Below are 24,583 nucleotides of genomic sequence, written 5' to 3' on the forward strand. Positions count from 1 at the left end.
TTTCATCCTCTATACGGTTCGAGAACGAGATCGCGATTGACGATCACCCTCACCGGAAATCCCGGACGGATAGTCAACGTTGGCTGGATGTTGAGATTGCGGCGAACGACCTGTTGACCGGTCTGATTGAGGGAATCCCCTGCTCCGCGTCGGAGCGCCTGAATGATGGCGCTGTTGGGGTTGTTGATGTCCGCTCCCGCGTTCACCTCGGTGCCGACGGCAAGCAGCGTCGAGAGCGCAGCTGCTCCGAGCAACTCCTTCCAATGGTAGTCGACCTCATCCTCAAGGCCGGAATATCCCGCGGCATCCGCGCCGGGGTGTCGTTCCAGTACAATCGAGCGCCCATTCGGCATGATGAGCCGGGTCCAAACCAGGAGCACGCGTGACTGCCCGAACGCGACGTGGCTATCATAAATCCCTATCAGGCGCGCACCCTGCGGAATAAGCTTCGCGCGGCCAGTTGGAGAATCAAAAACCACTTCTGTCACTTGCGCGGTGATTTGACCGGGAAGATCGGAGCGAATTCCCGTGATGAGCGCGGCGGGTATGATCGTTCCCGCCTGCACGACAAACGGAGACGCAGGGCGTGAAAGCCTGTCAGGCACCGTAGTCCGCCGATCGACGGGAGCATTGACGAACAGCAGTTTGCGATCCTGTCCGTTCTGCACGAAGGTTTCGTCAGAAGATGACGCGGTGTTGGTGGCCGCTTCCTGGGATGGGGCACGTGGCGGCGTGACGGGCGCTGTGGTCGGCGCAAATACCTTGCTGGTCCGAGCCGCCTCGGTCTCCTGGTTGACGCGCTGTTGTTCGGCGTCAATCCCGATCGGCGCTGATTGGCTTTCCGACGAGACGATTGGACGCCCCAGGTCTCCTGGCAAAGGTGGCCCAAGCCTGGGGATATCGCGCGGAATATCGGCATAGTCCCGCGGTAACATTGTCAGGCCATCTGCGACGTTGTGGTGATCCGTGCTGTAGAGTTCGTCCGGAGCCGGGCTGCGCGGATGGTTGCTCCTCAGCGCCCACAGCACCGCTCCAGAGATGAGCACCAACGCCAGCGCGCTGGCGCCGGCAAGCACCTTCCGGGAAAGCCGCGTGATCCTTGGACGCTCTGCACCCAGACGCAAGGCCTGCGCGCGGTCATCAGATGATGGCCCTGGGCCAGATGCAGGACCGCGGCTCTCGCTTGGGACATTGTGCGTCATGATCGCCTCCCGTCGGATCTGACAATTCGGACTTTCTGCTGATTGTCTGCGCCAAGGCGAAGCTCGGCTGCGGTGAATAGACGATCGACAATCAGGACATTCCTGTAGACGCGATAGTTGACGAGTTCGGGTTTGCCGTCCTGACCGATCACGAACAATGGCGGCATTTCGCCCTGACCGATCCCAGGCGAGAATTCGATGTAGACCTTGCGACCGTCGTCATAGGCATTCACTGGCCGCCAGGGCGGATCGTCGCCTTCGATGACGTAGCGGTACCGACGCTGATCCATCTCCGGGATGACCGGTACTGGTGGAAAAGCCTTGGAGCGGCTGGACCGGTCTTCCGGGTAATACCAAGCGACCGACGGCATATATGGCTTTTCGCGAGAGCGGAGTTCGATCAGGTAGGTTCGTCGATCGGTGTTGACGACAAGATTCGTCTCAATAGCGGGGCGCGTTGGCTTGACCATGAGGTGAACGCGCCTGGTATCACCGCTGCCGCTCTCAGTGTCGGCGACGATCCAGCGCACGGTATCGCCGGCGGCAAGCGGACCCGAACCGGTTAGCTGTTCGCCCGGCTCAAGCGCGATATCCGTAATCTGCCCTGGCGAGGCGTAGATTTGATAGAGCGCGCCGGGGCTGTAGGGAAAGACCTGGACGGCGTTGAAATAACCCGCCCGCCGCGGCTGGACACGCGCCACGTCATTGGCGATCTCGACGCGGCCGGTCGGATCCTTTGACTCTGCTTCACGCTTGTTGCCGCCACGAGTTGGAGTCCAGGCCGGAGGGACATGCAAGGGAGGCGCGCGGTCATCCGCCGGCATCGGGAGATCGGGAGACGGCGGCACCTCATTATCATAGCTGATCTGTGGCGGCTTGAAGGTCGTGCAGCCGGAGAGCGCGACCGTGAGAAGAAAGGCGAGACGTAAGGGCGCGCGATTCCAATCGGGGGGCGCGGATCGCGGGACGGGTTTTCTCACTAACCGAGCTCCTTTGACCAGTTAATGGCATTGACGTAGACGCCGAGGGGGTTCTTGCGGAGGCGATCAGCATCGCGTGGGGTTTCGATGACGATGGAGAGGATCGCGGTCCAGCGCTCGGTTGCGGCGAGTTGGCCGCTGTCATAACGGCGTTCAGTCCATGCGATCCGAAAGCTTTCCGGTGAGGCACGAATGACGCTGGAGATCTCGACCGCAACTTGTGTGTTGCCGAGCCTGGCAAACGGGTTGTTGCTACGAGCGTAGTCGTTCAGCGCCGCTGCGCCACGATCGGTCGTGAAGTCGTAGGCTCGTAGCCAGCTTTGCCGCAGCACGATGGCATCGGCCGGCAAGCCTCGGACATCTTCGATGAAGCGTGCGAGATGAAATGCGATTTGCGGATCGGTCGGCTGATAGAAAGGACTCGCCGGCGCGACCGCTTGGGCCTGACCGAAATGGTCGATCTCCACCACCCATGGCGTGACGGTGCCTTTGGTGGACTGCCAGACAAGGGCCGCCGAAAACCCTCCCGACAACAACAAACATCCGAATGCCATCAACCGCCAGTTTCTGGCCTGAACGCGCGCTGACCCGATGCGTTCATCCCAGACCTGGGCCGCTCTCTGGTAAGGCGTCACCGGCTCTGGCGTGCGGCCGTAGTGCATGGATGGTCGCTTGAACATCACTGCCCTCCCTCGGACAGATCGACGGAGGATCCGCCACCAGCACTATCGCCGCTACGGACGGCCTGGGTGGCGGCGGATACGCCCTGGTTCACGGTCTGCGCGCGCTTCATGCGACGCGCCCAGGCCGGTGGCGCATCTGTCGTCGGCGAGCTACTTGTCAGTCCGGCTGCCATGCGGCGCAGGGGGCTGACGATTGCCGAGCCGCCTGCGCTGGCGACACCACTCAATCCTCCAGCTCGGTAGGCACTTGCCGTTCCTGTCGCTATGGTAGCTGCGCCACGGGCGCCACCTACGACCGCTCCACCTGCTAGTCCTGCGCCGCCTGCCGCAAGACCTGCGCCAGCAGCAATGGCGCCGCCTGCGGCCAGGCCGGTGCCGACGGCAGCGCCGGCACCGAGCTGCGGTCCACCGGATACGATGCCGTTGGCAATACCCGGACCGAAGATACCGAGGCCAAGCAACGACAGTGCTCCGAGCACAAGCGCCATGGCATTGTTGATCGTCGGCTGGTTGCCGGCAAATCCTGCCGTGAATTGCGCAAACAGCGTCGAGCCAATGCCGACGATGACGGCGAGCACCAAAACCTTGACGCCCGAGGAGATCACGTTGCCCAGAACCCGTTCGGCGGCGAAGGCGGTCTTGCCGAACAGCCCGAACGGGATCAGCACGAAGCCAGCGAGCGTCGTCAGCTTGAACTCAATCAGGGTGATGAAGAGCTGGATAGCCAGAATGAAGAAAGCGAGCAGCACCACAATCCAGGCAAACAGCAGGACCGCAATCTGGACGAAGTTCTCGAAGAAGCTGACATAGCCCAACAAGCCTGAGACCGAATCGAGAATGGGCCGTCCGGCATCAAGGCCGACCTGGGCGATCTTTCCGGGTCTTAGGAAATCGGCTGAGGAAAGGCCGGTGCCCGAGGCCTTCAGACCCAAACCTGCAAAACTTTCGAAGATGATGCGGGCTAGGCTATTCCAATTGCCGATCAGAAAGGCGAAGACTCCGACAAAGAGTGTTTTTCTGACGAGGCGCGCCAGGATGTCCTCGTCCGCGCCCCATGCCCAAAACAGGCCGGCCAGCGTGAGATCGATGGCCGCCAGCGTCGTGGCGAGGTATCCGACCTCGCCTCCGAGCAGCCCAAAGCCGGAATCGATGTAGCGGGTAAAGGTCTCCAGGAACTGGTCGATAATGCCCGTGCCGCTCATCGCCTACTCCTTTCCAGACTGCGGGACTGAATCGTGTGGCCCGAGTCTGGGCCCGCTGTCGTGCTCAGAGGGGATGAACAATGGCGATGCGCCGTGAGAACTGGCGCTCTCCGATAACGTTGGAGGTGTCTGCCTGAGGAATTGACGGCGTTTCTCAGCCCAAGCCTTGCGGCATTCCGACAGAGCCTCTTTCTGCTCTGGGGTCACGGAGCGGCACTCCGCGAGTTTTGCGGCCAACGGATCGAACGCCTGGTCAAAGGACGTCGCTGACGCGGTTTGGTTTCCGTCGTCACGCAGACGAATTGCGCAGGCCGCGACGGTGAGGACGATGAGCACCATCGCCGCTATCGTCGGCAGCCTGTCGATTTTTGACTTCTTCATCAGTGAAACATCCGAACGGCTGTGGGTTGATATCCCTGGCCCGGGGTCAGGAAGCGGCGCAGCTGCTCCCTGCTCTGGTCCAGCGCGGCAGCACGCTGAGCAGACTCCAGGTTCTGTGCGCGTCCATGAGCCGCGACGACCGCCGTGAGGTCGGCTAGCTGCTGAGCCTGCAACGCCATGAGCTGATTGCCGGCCTGGCTCGCCTGTAGAGCCCCGGTTGCGCCCTGGCTTGAGGTGACAAGCGCAGACATCTGGGTACGGTTGGTATTGAGATTGCCAACGACAGTTGCCTGCGTCCGCATGGCGTCCTGCAGGCCCGCCATTGCGTTCTGCCAGCGGACTTGCGCGTTTGCGACCAACGCCTGATCCGAGATACCTGATGTTGCCGGCGCGTAGGTCGTCGAGAACGCGCGATCAATCTGCCCGACGTCGTAGGCGATGCGCTGGGCCTGAGCGAGAAGCTGTTGGGTCCCCTGGATCGATTGCTCCAGTTGCAACAACGACGAGAATGGCAGCGTTGCCAGGTTCTTCGCCTGGTTAACGAGCATTTGCGCCTGATTCTGCAGTGACACGATCTGGTTGTTGATCTGCTGCAGGCTGCGAGCGGCTGTCAGCACGTTTTGTGCATAGTTATGGGGATCAAAAACGACCAACTGCGCCGACGCGGGCCTCAAGCTGACGGCAACGGTGATCGCGATCATGCTGGCGGTGGCGAGACGGCAGAGGCGGTTCATTTGGAAGCCTCCAATTCGTCGAGATGCGGGATGAGGTCGGTCGCCCAGGAGATGTCGCGCGCCCTGAGCCAGCCGCGTACAAAGTCCTCACGGCCATGTTCGGCAAGGACCTGTTCGATAAGGGCCTGGTCGGCTTTGGAGGAAGCGGCCGTGAAGGCCAGGGCAACCTCGCCGAGACCGAGCTCGAACAGGCGATTGCCGCGGCGCGACTGGTAATAGTAGTCGCGCTTCGGCGTTGCGCGCGCCAGGATCTCGATCTGCCGGTCGTTAAGCCCAAAGCGTCGATAGACTGCCGTGATTTGTGGCTCGATGGCGCGGTCGTTCGGCAGCAAGATGCGTGTCGGGCAGCTCTCGATGATGACAGGCGCGATCGCGGATCCATCGACGTCAGCCAATGACTGGGTGGCGAAAATGACGGAGGCGTTCTTCTTGCGAAGGGTTTTCAGCCACTCACGCAGTTGACCGGAAAACCCTTCATCATCGAGCGCGAGCCATCCTTCATCGATGATGAGCAGAGTTGGCCGGCCATCAAGCCGTGCTTCAGTACGGTGGAACAGATAGGAAAGGACTGCTGGTGCGACTGCGGTTCCGATCAGCCCATCCGTTTCGAAGACCTGAACCGATGATTCTCCCAACCGTTCGCTTTCGGCATCGAGCAAACGATCATAGGGCCCCCCGATACAGTACGGCTGCAAGGCCCGTTTCAGGACATTGGATTGAAGGAGAACGGAAAGCCCGGTGAGGGTACGCTCCTCGACGGGGGCGGAGGCCAGCGAACTCAAGGCCGACCAAATGTGCTCCTTGAGTTCAGGCGTGACCTCGATCCGCTCACGCGTCAGGATCGAGCTGATCCAGTCGGCCGCCCAGCCGCGTTCGGCAACCTCATCGATTCTGGCAAGCGGCTGGAGAGAAACGGATTCGGACAATTCGCCGGCAACGGCACCGCCGAGATCATGCCAATCGCCGCCCATGGCGATTGCAGCCGCGCGGATCGATCCGCCGAAATCGAAGGCAAAGATTTGAGATTCGGGGTAACGGCGAAATTGCAGCGCCATCAACGCCAACAGCACCGATTTGCCGGCCCCTGTCGGCCCGACCACCATCGCATGTCCGACATCGCCGACATGAAGCGAAAAGCGAAACGGCGTTGAACCTTCCGTCTTGGCCAGGAACAGCGGTGGTGCCTTGAGATGATGGTCCCTGGCCTCCCCCGCCCATACTGCGGACAGGGGGATCATGTGTGCCAGATTCAGGGTCGAGATCGGAGGCTGCCGGACGTTGGCATAGACGTGTCCCGGCAAGCTGCCAAGCCAGGCCTCGACCGCATTGACCGTTTCGACCATGCAGGTAAAATCCCGGCCCTGGATCACCTTTTCGACGAGACGAAGCTTTTCGTCAGCGGTAGCAGGATCGGTGTCCCAGACCGTGAATGTCGCCGTGACAAAAGTTTGCCCAATTTGATCCGAGCCCAATTCCTGCAGTGCCGCATCGGCATCCAGCGCCTTGTTATGCGCATCAGTATCGAGCAGCGCGGAGGCTTCGTTGGTCATCACCTCTTTCAGAATCGCAGCCACTGACTTGCGTTTGGCGAACCATTGCCGCCTGATCCGGGTCAGAAGTTTTGTCGCGTCCCCTTTGTCGAGCATGATCGCGCGGGTCGACCAGCGATAGGCGAATGCGAGGCGGTTCAGGTCGTCGAGAATCCCGGGCGTCGTCGCTGTCGGAAACCCCACGACGGTCAAGACGCGCAGATGTGCTGAACCCAGCATCGGCTCGAGGCCACCGGTCAGCGGTTGATCGGCAAGCAGCGCGTCGAGATACATCGGGATCTCGGGCACCCTGACCCGATGCCGCTTGGTCGAAACCGTCGAGTGCAGGTAGGTCAGCGTTGCCTCGTCATCGAGCCAGGCACACTCCGGCATGAACCCCTCGATGAGCTGAAGCACGCGGCTGGTTCGGTCGATGAAGCCGCGGAGGATTTCGCGCGCATCGGCATCCACGGTGCGGTTGCTGCCTTCGTAAAGCAGCCGTTCCGCTCTGGCCGAACCCTCCGCCAGCGGGAGGTAGAGAAACGTCAAGAAGTAGGTCGACTCGTAATGGGCGCCGGCTTCTTCGAACTGCGCTCTCCGCTCCGCATCGACCAGGGCAGAAGCTACATCCGGAAAAGTGTTGGGCGGATAAGCTCCCGCGGAATGGCGCTGGGCCTCGACAAATATTGCCCAGCCGGATTCAAGCCGACGCAGCGCGTTGTTGAGACGGCCGGCAACAGCAACAAGCTCTGCCGGCACGGAGCTGTCGAGGTCGGGTCCTCGAAACCTTGCCGTGCGCTGGAACGATCCGTCCTTATTCAGGATGATCCCCTCATCGACAAGAGCTGCCCACGGTAGAAAATCGGCGAGCCGGGTATTGGAACGGCGGTATTCGGCGAGATTCATCATGGGAGGCCTCAGGTGTTGAGATGACCGGGGATGCGAAGGTGCCGGCGGACGACCTCGACAAAGTCAGGGTCGCGCTTGGCGGCCCAGACGGCGACCATGTGGCCGACGAACCAAAGCAGGAGGCCCGCGATCCAGAGGCGCAGGCCGATGCCGAGCGCCGCAGCCAGCGTGCCGTTAAAGATGGCGATGGAACGTGGAGCACCGCCCATCAGGATCGGCTCGGTCAACGCGCGATGTACCGGCGTGACGAACCCTGGGATCTCACCGTCCATCAGATCGTCACTCCGCCGCCAAACGAGAAAAACGACAGAAAGAAGCTCGACGCGGCAAAGGCGATCGACAGGCCGAACACGATCTGGATTAGCCTGCGGAAGCCACCCGACGTGTCGCCGAACGCGAGCGATAGCCCGGTGACGATGATGATGATGACAGCGATGATCTTGGCGACCGGTCCTTCGACCGATTGAAGGATCTGGTTGAGTGGCTGCTCCCATGGCATGTTGGAGCCGGCGGCCTGGGCCGTGCTGACCGTCATGAGGGCCGTTGCGAATATCACGGTAGCGACGAAATCTCGCCCGCGAGGCAGAGTCATACTCATGATTTGTCCCCTATTGCTGTCAGGCTGTAGTCGCCGGCAGTTCCGAGTCCTGTGACGCTAGTGAGTTCGGCCAGACGGCGCTCGGCGCCGCGTCCGGAAAGGACGGCAATGACATTGATGGTTTCCGCGATCAGGACACGCGGCACGGTGACAACAGCTTCCTGGATGAGCTGCTCGAGCCGGCGCAGCGCGCCAAGCGCCGTGCCGGCGTGGATGGTGCCGATGCCGCCGGGATGGCCGGTCCCCCAGGCTTTGAGCAGATCGAGCGCCTCCGCTCCGCGCACCTCTCCGATCGGGATGCGGTCGGGCCGGAGGCGAAGTGATGAACGCACAAGGTCTGATAGCGTGATCACGCCGTCCTTTGTCCGTAGCGCCACGAGGTTGGGCGCCTTGCACTGAAGTTCTCGCGTATCCTCGATCAGAACGACACGATCCGAGGTCTTGGCAACTTCCGCCAGGAGTGCGTTGGTCAGCGTCGTCTTGCCGCTGGAGGTACCGCCTGCCACAAGGATATTCTTGCGTGCTTCGACCGCGCCTTTCAAAGCGCTGGCCTGGCCCGAAGTCATGATTCCGGCGGCGACGTAGTCGTCCAGCGTGAACACGGCAACGGCCGGCTTGCGGATAGCGAAGGCCGGCGCCGCAACCACCGGCGGCAACAGTCCCTCAAAGCGCTCCCCCGTCTCGGGCAACTCGGCCGATATACGCGGGCTGACTGCGTGGACTTCGGCACCCACATGGTGGGCGACCAATCGAATGATCCGCTCTCCGTCCGAGGCAGACACCATTTCTCCGGTATCCGCCAAACCACTCGACAGCCGGTCGATCCACAACCGCCCATCAGGGTTGAGCATGACCTCAACGACACCAGGATCTTCGAGGAAGCGCGCGATCGCAGGACCAAACGCTGTGCGCAGCATGCGCGCGCCGCGTGAAATCGCCTCCGATTGAATGGAATGGATTGCCACCGCCGTCCCCAACAACGAGGCCGTCCCGATCGGCCTCAGATGGGGATGAATAGAAAAGGCAGGAAGTGGCTCAGCACAACAAGGCAGTTGTCGGATTAGTAGCTTGGCGTAGGAAAGGAGAGATAAAGGGGTCTCCGGAGTCTTTGCTCAGCAACGACGGCGGCATAAACAAGGTCAGCCCCTCGCTCGTTAAACTGCCGTTTCGCTTTAGGTCGTGTATCCAAGCGCATCGCGTCTATCCTCAGAATTGCGATCTCGATGGGTACAAACTCGATTCTGCAGCAAGGAACAACATCGGTCATTGGGCTGGGCTTTCGCCGAGCGGCGTGCGCCCAACTCAATCCTTTAGTGGCTGTGTTCGATAGAGCGCGACGTTTTTGCGAGATTGCTCTTGCGCCTGGCTTACCAATCCACTCCGTCACACGCCTCGAAAATGGGCCGCTCGAAGGGTGGTCGTCCGACTCCGACCGAGGCTGCGCCGACTTTGGGAGGCCGGGCGAACGGACGGCAGAGACTCTTGCCGAACGTACTTATCCACGGCATCGCAAACCACGCCAACGCGGCCGTTTGAAGGGCAACGCAGAGACCGAATGCGGCCTGATACGCGGCCACCGGATAGTGCCCGTCCTGAGACGGCCATTGTCCGACCACGAGCCCAATGCCGTATTGAACCAAGAACGCCCAGCCGAAGTGCAAGAGGTTGAGAGCGCCGTTGGCGCGCGCGGCAAATTGCTTGGGGAAATACTCGGCGATGGCCGCGAAGCTTAGCACGGTTGCGGCGCCGGCGATCGACACCATGGACCAAGGCAGAAGTGACGGCAGCGGGAGGCGCAAAATCAGCGCAAGTTCGCCCACCGCGAACAGTCCTCCCACGCCCGCCAACAGGATTTCCGTTCTTATGTTGTGTTTGCGTAGACGATCGGCCGTGGCACCGACAAACAAGGCTCCAAAGCTAAGTACAACAGCCATAAGGAACATTTGATGGACGCGGCTCTGTTGGTCGAATCCTTCTACATCGGTAAGCCAGGCTGCGGCCCACAATGACTGCAACGCCCAGGACGAGCCGATGCAGGCCGCCGACAGCGGTGCAACTCTGAGGAATCGCGGATCTGAATAGACCGACCACAACGTCAGTGGCTTTTGAGCTGATGTAACGATCTCTGAATCCTCGGCCCTTTTCGGAACGACCATATAGATGAGTCCAGCGACCGCGACCGTCCCAATGGTCAGGACTTCGAACAGGCTTCGCCAGCCAATCCAATTCAGCAACCAATCGGTCGGCGCGGTGGCCGTAACCGCTCCCAGAGACCCCAACATGATCATCCAGCCGTTCATGAGCGCGACGCGCTCCTTCGGAAACCAGGTGACGATGGCCTTGAGTCCGGCCATCAACGAGCCGGCAACGCCGAGTCCAATCATGGCGCGCGCCACAAGAAGCTCTGGAAAGCTCGACGCCGTACCGAACAGCGTAGCGCCGCCGGCCGCGATGACCAGCAGCACGCCCTGGACTCGGCGCGGCCCAAATCGATCCAGAAATACCCCTATTGGGATCTGGGCCAGCCCGAAGACCAGGAAATAGACCGACGCGAGCAGCCCGACCTCTGCAGCTTCAATCCCGAAGTCGGAGGCCAATGCCGGCGAGATCGCGGCATTAATGGTTCGAAAGAGGTAGGCAAGATAGTAGCCAGCAGCGAAGGGCAGGAAAACAGAGAGGATCAGGCGCAATATTGAAGGCGAGGATTTCTGCGAGACATCCGAGTCCCTCGTCGACTCCGACTCGGAATCAATAGCCCTCCGCTGCGGAGTAGGCTTTCCATGTTCGACGGCATCAAGCCGGCCCGCAGAACGAGCTTGAACGGTCGCGAAAGTACAAATTGCCGCCGCCCTCCCCGGCGGCAGCGAACGATCCGGGCTTGATTTCAACCTCTTCCGTAGCAGATCCTCGATCTCTGTGTTGCTGATTTGGGCGGTGCGATATGTCGTTGGCTTCGCAGTCGCTGGAATCGAGGCGGTCGATCGTCTCCTGCATCAAGGGCCGGCCCTGCCGAACGCGTCGGTCGACCTGCTCGGCCAAAACCTTGAAGCGCTCGTCGCCGAGGTGAGCGGCTTCCTGCTGCCGCGCTTGCGGGAGCGGTGGCATGACTGCAAGGTGATACCGGGCGTGCAGCGCGACGGTTTCGGCCATGACCCGCATGTTGCGCTCAAGGCGGTCGAGCTTATCGTCGATGTCGTCAAACCGGTCCCTTACGGTATCTTCAATCGAGGGAGCTACGCTCAGAAAGCGTTCAAGGGCGGCTTCCACGACCATGCTCTTGCCGACACCGGGACGTTCAGTTGCAGCGGAAAATCGATTGTACAGATCCTCGGTAAGCCTGACGGTCACCTTGCGGCTCCGCTTAGGTCTACGCTTGGAAGCCGACAGGGCATTGGCGTGAGCATCGCTAGCCTGCATATCGACTTCGCTGTGGAGCTGCATGACCGTTCTTCCTTTTCGCCAAGGACACACTGACCATTTGCACCGGGCCGACCGGCACGAGATCAGGTGATCAATCCTGAACGAAGTGAGAGAAGAACCTCATCGGCGTTGCTTTCAAGCCAACGAAGATTTCGATCGTAGTCTGGCGCAGCAAAAGATGGGAATGGCGAGGTCAATCAAGCCGAACCAGGCTCGCTCGATTGCTTACCGAGCGGCTCGGCATCCACGGATATTTCCTGTGCCAGGCTCTGGCCCTTGGCCAGCCTTCGTGCCAACGCTTCGACAAACCGTTCGTAACGTTCGCGTCCCTTGGCTTGCGCGGCAGGAAGTGCTGCCTCAGGGACAGGCGACGTTGCGGTCAGCCAGAACCGCACGAATAGAGCGACCGCTTCATTGGAGATCGTGACATGACGTTCGAGCCGCTCGACCTGTCGCGTCAACCGGTCCAGCCGTTTCCCAAGTGCGGCTTCCATTCTTTCGGAATTGTCCGGCGACAGAAACGAGGCCAATGCCGTCTCGACGACAAACGCCTGATGTACGCGCTTTCGACCGGCATAGTCGGCGAGTTGCCGTGCAAGGTCGGGCGGCAGACGAAATGTGTGTTTGGTCCTCATCTCAGAGTCTCATAGGCCGAGGCCGTCGCCGGGATCCATCGCCGCCTGGCGGGCGATATCCGACCCCTGCTTTCGTAAGGTGGCTGCGCGCTGGACCTCGTCATCCGCCTCTTCGTCAGCAAAATCGAATTCGGCCTTCGCTGGACCGGGTTCCGCTATGACTTCCTCATGTTGGGGAAGCTCCGGCTCCCGCCGAAGGCCTCCGTTAGCTGGATCATTGCTTGTTTCGGCGGTCTCGGGCTGAACTATTGGCTCGGCTCCAGCGATATCCGCGATGGGCCGGCGCAGGCCGCTCCATTCATCATCGCGCATCTCGCGAGGCTCCAGCTCTCCGCCAAGCTTGACGGGAGGAATGACGCGCTCGCGGAAACGCTCGTCTTCGAAATAGCGCGCTTTCTTGGCGCGGATCGGCGAACATCCGGAAACCAGGACCAATTCGTCGTCAGGCGGCAATTGCATCACCTCGCCCGGCGTCAGCAAGGGACGCGCGGTTTCTTGCCGCGATACCATCAGGTGTCCCAACCATGGACTGAGCCTGTGACCAGCATAGTTCTTCATGGCGCGCAGCTCGGTGGCCATTCCCAGTGCATCCGAGATGCGCCGTGCAGTCCGCTCGTCGTTGCTCGCGAAGCAGACGCGGACGTGGCAATTGTCGAGAATTGAGTTGTTCGAACCGTATGCCTTTTCGATCTGGTTGAGCGACTGGGCAATAAGGAAGCTCTTCAGCCCATAACCCGCCATGAACGCCAACGCCGATTCGAAGAAGTCGAGTCTGCCTAGGGCGGGAAACTCATCCAGCATCAGCAGCAGCCGATGCCTACGCCTTTGAGCATCCAGATCCTCCGTCAATCTCCGGCCGATTTGATTGAGGATCAGGCGTATCAGCGGCTTGGTCCGACTGATGTCGGACGGCGGTACGACAAGGTATAACGAGGCAGGTCGCCTGGCCTCGACGAGATCGCTGATTCGCCAATCACTCGATCGCGTCACCTGCGCTATGACGGGGTCGCGATAGAGACCGAGGAACGACATTGCCGTCGATAGGACACCAGAGCGCTCGTTCTCGCTCTTGTTCAGGAGCTCGCGTGCGGCTGAGGCAATAACAGGATGTGGACCGGATCTACCAAGATGCGCTGTCGTCATCATGGCATTCAACGTCACCTCGATTGGCCGCCGCGGATCGGACAGGAAATTGGCGACCCCAGCAAGTGTCTTGTCTTTTCCCGTATAAAGCACATGCAGGATGGCGCCTACCAGAAGCGAGTGGCTTGTCTTCTCCCAGTGGTTGCGCTTATCCAACGCCCCTTCGGGATCCACGAGCACATCCGCGATGTTCTGGACATCGCGCACCTCCCACTCTCCGCGGCGCACCTCCAGAAGTGGATTATAGGCGGAAGATCTTCGGTTGGTCGGATCGAACAGCAGGACTCGGCCATGCCTGGCGCGGAAACCTGAAGTCAGATTCCAGTTCTCTCCTTTGATATCGTGAACCACACAACTGCCCGGCCAGGTCAGCAGGGTCGGAATGACAAGGCCGACGCCCTTGCCGCTCCGTGTCGGCGCGAAACACAGGACGTGCTCTGGTCCATTATGCCGAAGGTAATGGCGGCCGAATCGGCCGAGCACGACACCATCCTGGCCCATGAGCTGCGCGGACCGCAGTTCTGAAGCCGCCGCCCAACGCGCCGAGCCATAGGTTGCGGCCGTCTTTGCCTCGCGCGCTCGCCAAATCGACATGGCAAAGGCAACGACTATCGAGATGATGCCGCCTGATGCCGCGATGCAGGCGCCCTGCAGAAATATTCTTGGTGCGTAGGCGTCATAAGCGTACCACCACCAGAAAAACGCCGGCGGATAATAGATAGGCAACCCATCAACCAGCTCAAACCATGGTCCGCCCAACCGCGGCTGAAAGCCCAGCTTCCAGGCAACCCATTGTGTCGCCGCCCACATCGTGAGGAGGACGATGCCTAGCACGATGCAGGTTTGGCCCCAAAGCACCTTGGTCGAAGACATGAGTGCAAGGTGCACGATGTTCGCGACCGTTCAAGATCAATTCGCCTGCAGGCGTACGCCTTCGGATCGGAGCGTAAAAATCGGATCAAGCTCAGTTTGGCAACCGCCACCGCTCGCAAATGAGTGCAGCCCGGTTACAATCCCAATCCACGCCTCCTTCCAAACTCCCATTCGATGCCGCCGGACTCGCGTTGAATGCCTGTGATAAATTGACCGATGCGCTTTTCGAGAACGGGCTGCCAAGGTACCAACCGGAAGCCCAGTCCGTCCTCGATCATAGCGAAGCGTCCGCTTGCGAGAGAGGCAGCGCCAGTGAGGCGGCCGCTGACATATTCGCCTGCTTTGCTAGGCGTGAAGGTCAGGCCTCGCTCGGCAGCCATCTGACGACCCATACGCTCCACCTCGCGCTGCTCAAGATTTGCGATAGCCTGCGCCGGGATCTGGATGGCACCTTGTCTTAACGTGGCATGACCCATTTGGACGAGGCGCTCGGCGCGGCGATGGAGGGCGGCCCTGACATCGCGGCCAAAGCCGCCGTCAGCGATGACCAGAGGCTCTCCAGCCATTAGCTCCCGATCGAGCCAGGTAGCGGTGTCACTGGCAATCTGCCGGTCGAGGTTTTGCGGTGAGAGGGTCTTGATCCTCGGGCTGTCACCACTTCTGACGCGATCGTAGGCTTGGCCGCGCTCGATGATGTCGCTGGGAATCTTCCAGCGATCGTCGTCGAGACGTTCGACATGCCCTCCCCGGCGCAAAGCCTCCAGCCTTCGGACATGCGAGCGGACGAAGGATTCGGGATCCTTGCCCTCTCGTTCGAATTGCTCGCGGATGCGCGCCAGGTGCTGGCTTGGGCGGTAGATTTGATCCCTCTCGCCGATGTTCAGGGCGATGTTGCGATCAGCGGCTCGCGGTCCAATAATGGCCGGCGCCACCTCCACGATCATGTCGCGCCCGATGTCCTTCAGATGAGAAGCGTCGGGAAATTCCATGTGGTGGACGCGGCCGTCTATCCCATCGACTATCAGATAGACCCGCTCGTCCATCTCATCGCCAGCCAACCCTTTGGCCAGGACGCGACCTGTGACTCTCTCGCTCGGCCGCGCACCGTGACGGACGTATTGATCGACGCCGCGTTCTTCATCAAGCCCGTGAGTTGCGAGGGCTCGGTGCATGGTCTTGATGATATCGTTGCGATCGGAAAGCTCCTTCAAGGTGACCTCGGCGCGGTCAGAAATAGCCCACTGCCCGGTCTCGATCTCACTCGCTAGTCCATAGCGCTCAAGGTACTTGACCCGTGCGATCATGAGCCCGCGGTTCTCACGAAACGCATTGGTCATTCCTCCTCCTGGCCTCAGGTCAACAATTCGCCTCTCGCGCTGCTCGGTGGCGAGCATCTTGTCGAGCCGGGTCCACCGCTCCGCCTCAACCTCTGTCTTCAATTTGGACTGAAGTTCGATCTCGCTCTGGTGTCCGAGTTCCAGCGTCACCAATTCGGAAGCCCGATGACGAATGCCGTGGGCGATATAGTCTCCGGCGATATTGAGGATACCCCCTCCCTCCAGGACACCGCGGACGATGATGTGGGTATGCGGATGGCCGGTGTTGTAATGATCGATCGCGATCCAATCGAGGCGCGTCTCGAGGTCCTTCTCCATCTGTCGCACGAGGTCGCGCGTGAAACTTCTTAAGTCGGCCATTTCATTCGAATCTTCCGGTGCCACAATGAAGCGGAACTGATGTCGATCCTCGCGTCCTCGCTCGACGAATGCCTTGCCATCAGCGTCGTCCTCAGAGGCCGAATAGGCCTTCCCTTTCTCGCCATCGCGATTGACCCCGTCCCGTTCGAGGTAGCGAAGATGGGCATCGACAGCTTTGCTTGCCGCCTTGGCCCTTTCGGGACCATGCAATCCCCGCTTCCGTCCCTGGGCGTTGAGTTTGACAATCCTTGCCTTAACGGCGACTCGACGCGAGCGGAGGCGCCCGCTCGAATCCCGTTGCCAACCACCGTTCTGACCATCGCGGAGCAATAAGGGAACGATCTTCGCGCCACGACCTCGTGCATTGAACCGACCGGTTCTTGTCCCTCCGTGCCCTTCGCCGCCAGCCGGTCCGCGTCCAATCCTGTTAGGATCCCCTCCAGCCCTCCTGACAGCCACCTGAACCTGCTTCAGGAACGGTTGGGACCGCAAACTTCCGCGCGAATTGACACGGGTCCCCCGACTACCCACACGTCCGGGCCGTACACGAAAATCGTCGCTTTGATCTGCCGCCATGAACTGACGATCCTCGTCGAATCCGCCCCGCGCAAGAGCTGTGATACGTCGATCGTAGAAAATTGCAGTGACGCGCAAGAGATCGAATGAAAGGCGGAGATCTTCAACTTGAAGTCCGCGAGCGCCATCGCTTGGCGCATTGAAATTCCTCGTCAAGCTCTAAGGGCGCCATCCGGCCTCGATGGAATGTCGTTAACCGCCAGCCGTGGCGATTCTAAAAACCAATGTGCAGACAAAGGTTTCTCGACCGCTGTCCGACGACGAGTTTGCGAGCGCCAGCTCGCTTTATCTTGCCCTCCTCGGTCGCTGGTTCCGAGGGCCCAACTTCCCAGCCAACAGACTCTCGGTACTCGCGGCGATTTGCGACAAAATGCTGTACGGGTCATTGCGGTGGATCATTCAATAGCGCCTGCCCGAACACGTCGGCTGGTGGCAGATTCATTGCGAAAGAGCCGCCGCGACTTTGGCAGTTGACTTGCGAAGCCCCCCACTGTTTGCGAGCGAAGCGAGCGTTTGCGATAGCGATCGTTACCCGGAGGGCCGAGACACCCGCAGGGTGGCTCGGTGAGGAGCGAAGCGACGAGTAGAGCGCGGGCCGAAGGCATCGCCCGTACGCCATCAGCACGTTCATATCGCACTCCTCCGCGGACGAGCTTCGGACAAATCAACATGCTGTTGACGGCATCGACCAGGGCAATTGGTCGACCGCGGTAATTCGCTGAAATGGCCCTGGGACTGCAAACTCGCGTGTTGTCTTCGGTTGAAGAACGGACCGGGAAGGAAGGATCGGCGGCCGTCCGGAGGTGGCGAAGCGAACGAGCGGTCGCGAATATCGCGCGCGATTATTCCTCGTCGGTCCACACCGGAAGAGCCCGACCAATAACTGCGGATGCAGGCAGCGGTCCGAAATATCGGCTGTCGAGGGAGTCGGTGGACTGCCAGTTCATGACAAATATCTCGTCTTCGCCAATGATGTGGCACCCTTGCCAGGCCGGCAGCGGGCGGTTGCGACCGTCGCGCTCGCGTGCTTGTCCCATCTCAAGGCCATCGACGGTGATGGTGAGCCCGGTTCGGCACACGACCTGTCCTGGCAGCGCCACGATCCGCTTCAGCATCGGAACGCCATAGGGAAGGTAATCATTCAGATCAAGGAAGGCTGCTAGCGGATCGGGCGGCTGAACGGCGACAAGCTCGGTGACGGTGAACTTGCGGGCCGGCGCGACGCGATAAAGGCCGATCGGAACGCTGTTCGATGCGTTCCAGATGTACCAGGGCGTCGTTCCTCCGATCGTGGAGACGAGAGCAGCGACGGCCGCGAGTGCCGTGAGGATTGTGCCGAAACGACCATTCATGATGCAATTCGTCGGCGACGGTGCCAGGCCTGATGGCGCGACCGGGTATAAGGTCGGGGCGTTTCATTGACCGACAAGCGGTTGTGCACGTGGTGCCAATAATCGGGCGCCGCGTCGGCTGGATTGATGCCGAGTGTTTCGATCGCATCGATCGTTTGCAGCACGCGCTCGACTTTCGGCCAGCTTGATAGCCGCAGCAGGCTCTCGCCGCCGGGACTGATCCAGGGTACCGTCGAATAGGGCCGCCCGGGCGTCGCGGCGCGCAGGATGTCAACGCGGGACAGGACGGTACCGAAATCATTGGACGTCCAACGAACGAAAGCGAAGATGCTGCCGGGTGTGAAGGATAGGACGCGGCGGTTTCCGCTCAGGATCCGTTCCGACACCGGATTGCCGAACCGAATCCGGTTCTCTATGCACTTTTCAAGCCATAAGAGCTCTACTGTCGTGAGATCGCTCATGATGACGACTTCCTTACTGTTGAATCGCTGCTCGATTCGAAGTGAAGACGGGGCCGGGGTTTTCAGATCAGCTGGCCACGCCCGCGGAATTGCGCGTTGCCGGCGTCGCGGTCGACGATCCGCACAGCAACTCTTGTCTTCGGGCATGCTTCAGCGACGCTCCTTGCCCGCATACGGGATGGGAGCGTGCCGTTTCGCAGGTAGAACCACGCCGGACCCCGGATCGCTGGTTGACGTTCTGGCGCCGAGGTCGGCCCACGCGCTCAGATCAGCGACGGCGTAAACGACGCGTCCGCCGATCTTCCGGTAGGCGGGACCGGTGCCATAGATCCGGTGCTTTTCCAGAGTGCGGGGAGAAAGGCTGAGAAAGCGCGCTGCTTCGGCTGTCCGCAAGTATCGGTGCGGCAATCCGGTGTTCGGATCCGACATATGAAGGGCTCCGTGATGGTTAAGGAACGCCAGCGAGGTCGCCGGCGCGTCAACGGACACAATGGCGGAATGGAGCCTCAAAGGGGGATGCCGAAGATGAGGGGGTGTGTTTTCGGCACCCCGGAGTCGCAGCTATTTCTTCCTGGATGTGGGGCGCAGCAACGCACGGTAGCCGCCGCGCATCAGAGCGATGCCGCTTTGGACCAGGCGGATGGTCAGGCTGCGAAGATCATGATCTTTCCAGGAGCGGGCAAGAACGCGCTCTTTGCCGAACAAGCCCTCTGCGATTTCACGATAACTATGTCCCGCCAGCCATGCATCGAGGGCCCGCATGATTAATAGGAAGCGCCGCCGGCGCTGGTACGAGAGCGCCAGAGGTGGCGTACCAAGACGGCGGCCTTCGATGGCAGACCAAAATCGGTGTGCCGCCTGCAGTCGTATGTCGAAATTGGCGTCGAGTGGCAATGCGACGGAAAGCGGCGAACCTCTGGCGGGCATTGCCGGCAGGTAGAGCCGGTGAATGGCGCCTGCCAGCGGTACAATGGCATGCCACCCATCCAGCCCATGGCGAAGTTCGCCACCGGCGAGCGTGGTCCAAACGAGATCATAGTGCCCGATATCGCTGCACGCGTCCGCTTCGCGGAGCGACAGGACGGTCGAGAGCGCCTCGGGGGCCCAGAATATCGCTTGTCGGTCGAAAGCTTTTTCCGGATCAGCCGCGAAAAGACAGCCCCCATTTATTGCGGAATTGATGTGTCATTCCGCTCGATCGCTCAGCGGCTGTCAGATTTCTGAGCTCTTGCTGGTATTCGCTGTCGCGGCGGAGCCATTCCCAGGCAATGTCGGCTGTCTCTGCCGTTCCGAAGTTTGCGTAATCTTGCTCTGATCTCCAATCAACGCCCGACATGACTACTTCCCCGCTGCACTGCACCAACGATGGGGAATTGCAACACGACAAATGTGACCATTTCTAGTTGCAGGCGCTCGCTCGAACAAATGAGAAGATTTGTATTTTCGATCAACCGTCAACAAGACGTCACGTTTGTTCCAAACGTCCTTCATGATTCGCCGTTCGGCCATCCTCGCGCGAGGAGATCACGATAACCGTGGCGGGCAACCCATTTCGCGCGAGCCAGGTGGCTTTCGTAAGCGCGGCGAGCACGATCGGGCTCCGAGATCGGGTCGATGCAAAGAACAATACGCGCGACTTCTTGCCAGTCAGCGCTGGCTTTTTCGGCATCAAGAAGACGCACGTAGGTGACGGCGTGTTGCTGGTCATACGGCGTCAGCACCTGCTCATCGGGAGCTGTATCTGCAACTTTAGGATCAAGGGGCGGCACGCATGAAACTCCTATCGCTCGAGAAGCTTCGATCTGGCGAACCCTAGCTGCACTTGAGCCATTGTCGTACCGACCAGCCCGAGTGGTCTACAGGATTTCGCGCACTTCAGAGATGAAAGAATAGTGGGATTGCGGTTCCGTTAAGCGGGCTCAGACGTCGAATTGTAGAGGATACTCCGTGGTGAAATACTCTTCAAGGCGCTGCTCTCTCGATCATGGATATTCGAGAGATATTGGCGCTGAATTTGAGAAGGCTGCGGCGCGCGCGGCGCTTCTCGCAGGAGGAGCTGGCGCACCGCGCGAAGATCGACCGCACTTATGTCAGTTCGCTGGAACGACGAATTTACTCGGCTACGATCGACATCGTCGACAAGCTGGCCCGAGTTCTTGGTGTCGAAGCCTCGGATCTCCTGAAACGGCCGTCGACCGACAGTACCGAGCGAAAAAGAGTGCGCCCCTCGTCGAACAGTTGAAGTATAGGGGGTTGTTTACCTCAGAATCCGACCATCTTCGTCATCTGTCGAGCCGGCCAGCTCTATCTATCGCGAGGGTCACTAATACCCATATCGCCAAGAGCCAGGGCATCGCGCGTTGAACAGCGACGAGACAGGCAAGATCAATGAGGAACCGTCACCACTGCGATGTCTTCGCGGTGGCCGATCTTTGAGCGGCAACAAGGACCCCGCCCGATTTCCTCGGGCGGGGTCTGGTGGAGTAAGGCTTACTCGCCGTTCTTCCGCGGCCGCGACCAGAGCAGGGTGTAGCCTTCGCCGCCCTCATCCTCGAACAGGTTCGCGTAGATCGCCGCGTTGAAGGAGGGATCGTCGAACTTGAGCGAGAGATAGTCGCGGCCCTCCTCGGAGCGCTTCGACCAGGCGGCGCCGATCTCGACGTCGCGGCCCACGAACACGCGGTGGCTCGGAGCTTTGTCGTTGGAGAGGTTGGATTCCGCGACGATGCGGACGCCTTTGGCCTTCAGGCTGAGGGTGGCGATTTCGCCGTGGAAATCGTTGCCGACCTTCTTGAACGAACCGATGGTAGCCATTTGTCTTCTCCTATTGTGTTTCGAGCCCGCGACCACCGCGGCCTCGATGGCGATCTGCAGGCCGAGGACGATCGGCGACGCACCCGAAGGGCCGCAGCGCAGCGGAGGACGTTGTCGCAGCGACTTTCTTGCCTCGCGAGGAATGGGCGAAGCCCAGGGGAAGAAAGTCGCTGCGACAACGTTGCGGCTCAGGCGATCGAGGCGCAGCCGGTCTTCGGCCAGATCGAGCCATCACGGAGGCCCGGTGCGTCGCGTGCTGAAATGCAACCTCGGGAGAAGAGGTGGCTAATCTCGGTTGCGCTGTTCAAGGGGTTGGAACGATTGGGCGTAGAGAAAGAAGCAGAATGCGGGAAATAGCGGCATCGCTACCCAAAGACCTCCGAGAAAAGCGATCTTCCACGGTTATGCAGACGGGGACTAACGTTCAGCCGGTCGAGGTGCTCCGGGAAGACAATAACGTCCTTTCGCTTAGCTCCCGCACACCTCGCGCGCTGATCTACGCGAAGCTGTTCGACGACGAGGTTGAGAAAGATCATCCCTCGCGAGTGGTGGCCGTGAGAACTGGGTGAGAACTGTTGCTGACCGCCCTGCCCGGTTCCGTCGATTGGGGCTCCGTGAATACGGTCAAACGCGTCCACGCTGTGCCGCCGATGAAGATCGCGCCGAAGCAAGCGAAGGCTTCCTGCCAAGCAACCGAAGGCACTCCTATTTGCGCCATCGCAAGAACGACGTGATAGCCAGCAAATGTCGCCGGCAAAGCGAACACGGCGGCAATGACGGCACGCACGAACAGCGACTGTGTTGCGGCGAAGGCGATTTGGGCGAGCGCAAGCGTCATGCCGCCGGCAGCGACGGCAACGAGCGGCGTGCCAAGCACGCCGGCGCCACTGTGGTAGGTCCAAATGCCGGCATTGATCGCCACGAAAAACGGCAAGGCGTACACTGCCAGCACGAAGACCAGCCAGCAGAAGATACCGATGCCAGCGATGTTGAGAAGAAGTCCGAGGGCGAGCATGGTGGTGGCTCCATGTTGCATAGGTGTAACGGTCGCGCCTTCTCCACCACCACCACGGCGCAATTCCGAATATGGTAGCGAAACGGGGCGGAGTTGCGGCGATGCAACTCCACCTCGGTGGCGTGAAGAGCGGTAGGACGGCGCTTACGCGCCGTCGCCGAACGTCCAGACGGGGATGCCGAGCTTCCTGGCCTTGTCGCTCAAGTTATGCTGGATGCCGGTGCCTGGAAGGAAGACCATGACGCCGATCGGCAGTAGCTCAAGCATCGCATCGTTGCGTTTGAAGGGAGCGGCCCTCGTATGCTTCGTCCAGTCCGGCTTGAACGCGACCTGAGGCACCTTGCGGGTGGTCGCCCATTTGGAGGCGATCAGCTCCGCGCCCTTTGGCGAGCCGCCATGGATCAGCACCATGTCGGGATGCTTGGCGTGAACCTTGTCGAGGCGATCCCAGATCAGACGATGATCGTTGAAGTCGAGACCACCCGTGAGTGCGATCTTCGGTCCTACCGGCAACATGACCTCAGTCTCTGCCCGGCGCTTGGCTGCAATGAAGTCGCGGGAGTCGATCATTGCCGCGGTGAGCGTGCGATGGTTGACGAGTGACCCCGATCGAGCACGCCAGGATGAACCCGTGTAGAGCTCAAAGCGTTCGATCGCTTGGTCGCGGAAGAGTTCAAGGCAGTTACGGCGCTCGATCAGTGTGATGCCTTCGGCCGTCAGGCGTTCGAGTTCGACCGATTTCACTTCCGAGCCGTTCTGTTCGCGCTGGCTCTTGCGTTGGGCCTGCTCATTGTCGTCGAGCTGCCGGACGATGCGATCTGTGGCACGATGGAAGAGGTTGACCGTCGACCACAGCAGATCCGGAAGGTCGGGCTCGAGCCGCGTGTCGGTGAGGGTAGCGACCAGGGCGTCGAAAATATCGGCGACGGCACCGGCGATCATCTTGCCTTCTGGCAGGGGTCTCGGATCGGGCTGGTCGTCGAATGGACGGTAGCCAAAGAGCTGCAATTCGTTGAGGACGAGGTCGGTCGGAGATGGCGTGTGCTGTTCGGTGTCGTCATGGTCGCTCATCGGGAGAGGTCCTTTTGCCGGATTGGCCGCGCCCATCGCGGCCTTCGTGGCGATCACTCAGACGGCGAGCGGAACGGGCCAGAACCCGAAAGCGCAGCGGAGGGCCGAAGCGCCAGCGGAGGATGGCGGAGGCCGGCTATTTTGCTTCGCGATGCAAAGGCCCGCAGGGCCGGCGGAAAATAGCCGGACGCAGCCATTGGCGGCCAGGGCCGCTTGCCGTCCGATCGCCCTCTAGAAGGCCGTGGTCGCGACCTCTCCGGCATTGGGCCGCCCCGCGACCGAGCTGTCGACGTTGATCGGAGCTAAGCGCCGCCTAAACGACAGCGGCCGGCAAGAGCAGGAAGCGGGAGACGTCCTCCGGTGCAAGCTGAATCCGCAGCGCTGCTCGGAGGGTATCGAGGCCAAAGACGTGCAGATCCTCGTTGAAATCGCCCAGCCGAGGTAACAAGGGGATTGCTTCGATGCCGGCCGCTTGTGCGCGGTTCAACAGAGTGGCTTGCACCATGTCTCCAGCGGCGTCAGCGTCCCGCGCGATATAGAGCCGACGCAAGCTTGACGACAGCAGCATGGCTGCGAGGTGATTGGCCGACAGCGCTGCGGCCATCGGCAATGTTGGCAGCGCACAACGCAGCGAGAGCATGGTTTCGATGCCTTCGCCGGCCACAAGCACGTCGTCGTCCGGCGCACCGAAGCGAACCGCATTCCCGAGCAGATCGCCCATGGCGCGTCGCGGCGTGTCGATCGGCGCCTTGCCGAGTCGAATGCGATCAAAGCCGTCTGGATCGAGCCACGTGCGATGCACACCAGTGATTCTGCCATCGATATCTGTGACGCATGCGATCATCGCCGGCCAGGTCTCGGTCGGCAGGTGTTCGTCAGGCCGATAGTAGCAGTGCGGATGGAAGCGAAGGCTGCCACCATGGTGCACGCGAGCTATTCCGCGACGTCGCAGATAAGTCTCCACCGTGGTGCCTTCGATCGGACCTGAGATCGCAAACAGCCGCCTTGCGGCCTCTTGAGATCCCGTCGGGACGCAGCGCACTGGGGGCAGTCGTGGTACGGGTTCCGATTCAGTGCGGGGCAGCTTGAGAAACCGCCTCGCCTCTTCGGCAACTTCGCGGAAGTCACGGAGCCCAAGGCTATGCCGAATGATGTCCAGGAGATCGCCATGCTCACCGGTCGCGGCGTCGGTCTTATGTTCAACTGCACATAAGACCGAATATGTTGCGCCGAAGGTTATGTTGCGCATTTGCACTTGGGTGCTGTCTCGCAGACGATTGACAGCTTCTACGCAACATAATGTCAGCG

At 60.6% G+C, this 24,583-nt stretch carries 26 protein-coding genes; 2 read left to right on the plus strand and 24 right to left on the minus strand.

Annotated features, from left to right (window positions below):
* Positions 1–2: 2 nt before the first annotated feature.
* The 19 genes from M2427_RS07530 to M2427_RS07620 all read right to left on the minus strand — a co-directional run bounded on the left by M2427_RS07530 (position 3) and on the right by M2427_RS07620 (position 19,302).
* Positions 3–1,202 (minus strand): TrbI/VirB10 family protein, encoded by a 1,200-nt coding sequence (locus M2427_RS07530; RefSeq protein WP_280705572.1) that lies wholly within the window; start codon positions 1,200–1,202, stop codon positions 3–5.
* Entirely contained in the window at positions 1,199–2,182 is a 984-nt protein-coding gene (gene trbG / locus M2427_RS07535; protein ID WP_280705573.1) for a P-type conjugative transfer protein TrbG, read from the minus strand. Before trbG ends, M2427_RS07530 begins: the two co-directional genes overlap by 4 nt.
* Entirely contained in the window at positions 2,182–2,862 is a 681-nt protein-coding gene (gene trbF / locus M2427_RS07540) for a conjugal transfer protein TrbF (protein ID WP_280705574.1), read from the minus strand. The genes trbG and trbF overlap by 1 nt, the downstream gene beginning before the upstream one ends.
* Positions 2,862–4,067, minus strand: a complete 1,206-nt coding sequence (trbL, locus tag M2427_RS07545) for a P-type conjugative transfer protein TrbL (RefSeq protein ID WP_280705575.1) — start codon at positions 4,065–4,067, stop codon at positions 2,862–2,864. The genes trbF and trbL overlap by 1 nt, the downstream gene beginning before the upstream one ends.
* 3 nt (positions 4,068–4,070) lie before the next feature.
* Positions 4,071–4,448 carry a putative entry exclusion protein TrbK-alt gene (gene trbK-alt / locus M2427_RS07550; RefSeq protein ID WP_280705576.1) on the minus strand — a complete coding sequence of 126 codons (378 nt, stop codon included), beginning with the start codon at positions 4,446–4,448 and terminating at the stop codon, positions 4,071–4,073.
* Positions 4,448–5,182: a P-type conjugative transfer protein TrbJ gene (gene trbJ, locus M2427_RS07555; RefSeq protein ID WP_280705577.1), complete on the minus strand. Its 735-nt coding sequence runs from the start codon at positions 5,180–5,182 to the stop codon at positions 4,448–4,450. The genes trbK-alt and trbJ overlap by 1 nt, the downstream gene beginning before the upstream one ends.
* Positions 5,179–7,620, minus strand: a complete 2,442-nt coding sequence (gene trbE / locus M2427_RS07560; protein WP_280705578.1) for a conjugal transfer protein TrbE — start codon at positions 7,618–7,620, stop codon at positions 5,179–5,181. The genes trbJ and trbE overlap by 4 nt, the downstream gene beginning before the upstream one ends.
* A gap of 8 nt (positions 7,621–7,628) precedes the next feature.
* Entirely contained in the window at positions 7,629–7,892 is a 264-nt protein-coding gene (locus M2427_RS07565; protein ID WP_280705579.1) for a VirB3 family type IV secretion system protein, read from the minus strand.
* The gene (locus tag M2427_RS07570; protein ID WP_280705580.1) at positions 7,892–8,218 is read right to left on the minus strand and encodes a TrbC/VirB2 family protein; all 327 of its coding nucleotides are present in this window, start codon (positions 8,216–8,218) and stop codon (positions 7,892–7,894) included. Before M2427_RS07570 ends, M2427_RS07565 begins: the two co-directional genes overlap by 1 nt.
* A complete protein-coding gene (gene trbB, locus M2427_RS07575) occupies positions 8,215–9,183 on the minus strand; it encodes a P-type conjugative transfer ATPase TrbB (protein ID WP_280705623.1) in 969 nt (322 codons plus the stop codon). The genes M2427_RS07570 and trbB overlap by 4 nt, the downstream gene beginning before the upstream one ends.
* Positions 9,184–9,585: 402 nt before the next feature.
* Positions 9,586–10,908, minus strand: a complete 1,323-nt coding sequence (locus tag M2427_RS07580; protein ID WP_348521913.1) for an MFS transporter — start codon at positions 10,906–10,908, stop codon at positions 9,586–9,588.
* A gap of 103 nt (positions 10,909–11,011) precedes the next feature.
* Positions 11,012–11,659: a hypothetical protein gene (locus tag M2427_RS07585; protein ID WP_280705582.1), complete on the minus strand. Its 648-nt coding sequence runs from the start codon at positions 11,657–11,659 to the stop codon at positions 11,012–11,014.
* A gap of 176 nt (positions 11,660–11,835) precedes the next feature.
* Complete coding sequence (locus M2427_RS07590) at positions 11,836–12,273, minus strand: CopG family transcriptional regulator (RefSeq protein WP_280705583.1); 438 nt, start codon at positions 12,271–12,273, stop codon at positions 11,836–11,838.
* A gap of 9 nt (positions 12,274–12,282) precedes the next feature.
* Positions 12,283–14,289: a conjugal transfer protein TraG gene (locus tag M2427_RS07595; RefSeq protein WP_280705584.1), complete on the minus strand. Its 2,007-nt coding sequence runs from the start codon at positions 14,287–14,289 to the stop codon at positions 12,283–12,285.
* A gap of 134 nt (positions 14,290–14,423) precedes the next feature.
* Positions 14,424–16,196, minus strand: coding sequence for a DUF3363 domain-containing protein (locus tag M2427_RS07600; RefSeq protein ID WP_280705586.1), 1,773 nt, complete (start codon positions 16,194–16,196; stop codon positions 14,424–14,426).
* A gap of 1,208 nt (positions 16,197–17,404) precedes the next feature.
* Positions 17,405–17,914, minus strand: a complete 510-nt coding sequence (locus M2427_RS07605) for a S26 family signal peptidase (RefSeq protein WP_280705587.1) — start codon at positions 17,912–17,914, stop codon at positions 17,405–17,407.
* Entirely contained in the window at positions 17,911–18,375 is a 465-nt protein-coding gene (locus M2427_RS07610; protein ID WP_280705588.1) for a DUF2840 domain-containing protein, read from the minus strand. The genes M2427_RS07605 and M2427_RS07610 overlap by 4 nt, the downstream gene beginning before the upstream one ends.
* Before the next feature lie 150 nt (positions 18,376–18,525).
* On the minus strand, positions 18,526–18,804 hold the full coding sequence (locus tag M2427_RS07615; RefSeq protein ID WP_280705589.1) for a helix-turn-helix domain-containing protein: 279 nt from the start codon (positions 18,802–18,804) through the stop codon (positions 18,526–18,528).
* A gap of 132 nt (positions 18,805–18,936) precedes the next feature.
* Positions 18,937–19,302, minus strand: coding sequence for a DUF2285 domain-containing protein (locus M2427_RS07620; RefSeq protein ID WP_280705590.1), 366 nt, complete (start codon positions 19,300–19,302; stop codon positions 18,937–18,939).
* Between the two features lie 66 nt (positions 19,303–19,368).
* On the opposite strand from M2427_RS07620, the gene M2427_RS07625 reads away from it, so the two are divergent.
* Positions 19,369–19,599 (plus strand): hypothetical protein, encoded by a 231-nt coding sequence (locus tag M2427_RS07625; RefSeq protein ID WP_280705591.1) that lies wholly within the window; start codon positions 19,369–19,371, stop codon positions 19,597–19,599.
* Positions 19,600–19,862: 263 nt separating this feature from the next.
* Here the strand turns inward: M2427_RS07625 and M2427_RS07630 are convergent, their stop codons facing one another.
* Positions 19,863–20,144, minus strand: coding sequence for a DUF2285 domain-containing protein (locus M2427_RS07630; protein WP_280705592.1), 282 nt, complete (start codon positions 20,142–20,144; stop codon positions 19,863–19,865).
* A 215-nt stretch (positions 20,145–20,359) separates the two neighbouring features.
* Between M2427_RS07630 and M2427_RS07635 the strand changes: the two genes are divergently transcribed.
* On the plus strand, positions 20,360–20,617 hold the full coding sequence (locus M2427_RS07635) for a helix-turn-helix transcriptional regulator (protein ID WP_280705593.1): 258 nt from the start codon (positions 20,360–20,362) through the stop codon (positions 20,615–20,617).
* Between the two features lie 248 nt (positions 20,618–20,865).
* Here the strand turns inward: M2427_RS07635 and M2427_RS07640 are convergent, their stop codons facing one another.
* From M2427_RS07640 to M2427_RS07655, 4 genes are all read right to left on the minus strand, one after another.
* Positions 20,866–21,189, minus strand: a complete 324-nt coding sequence (locus tag M2427_RS07640; RefSeq protein ID WP_280705594.1) for a DUF736 domain-containing protein — start codon at positions 21,187–21,189, stop codon at positions 20,866–20,868.
* A gap of 532 nt (positions 21,190–21,721) precedes the next feature.
* The gene (locus tag M2427_RS07645; RefSeq protein WP_280705595.1) at positions 21,722–22,204 is read right to left on the minus strand and encodes a hypothetical protein; all 483 of its coding nucleotides are present in this window, start codon (positions 22,202–22,204) and stop codon (positions 21,722–21,724) included.
* A gap of 144 nt (positions 22,205–22,348) precedes the next feature.
* Positions 22,349–23,275 carry a DUF2493 domain-containing protein gene (locus M2427_RS07650; RefSeq protein WP_280705596.1) on the minus strand — a complete coding sequence of 309 codons (927 nt, stop codon included), beginning with the start codon at positions 23,273–23,275 and terminating at the stop codon, positions 22,349–22,351.
* A 313-nt stretch (positions 23,276–23,588) separates the two neighbouring features.
* Positions 23,589–24,524 (minus strand): toprim domain-containing protein, encoded by a 936-nt coding sequence (locus M2427_RS07655; RefSeq protein ID WP_280705625.1) that lies wholly within the window; start codon positions 24,522–24,524, stop codon positions 23,589–23,591.
* Between the last annotated feature and the right edge of the window lie 59 nt (positions 24,525–24,583).

Origin of the sequence: Bradyrhizobium sp. BR13661, from assembly GCF_029892425.1 — a bacterium.
Lineage (GTDB): Bacteria > Pseudomonadota > Alphaproteobacteria > Rhizobiales > Xanthobacteraceae > Bradyrhizobium.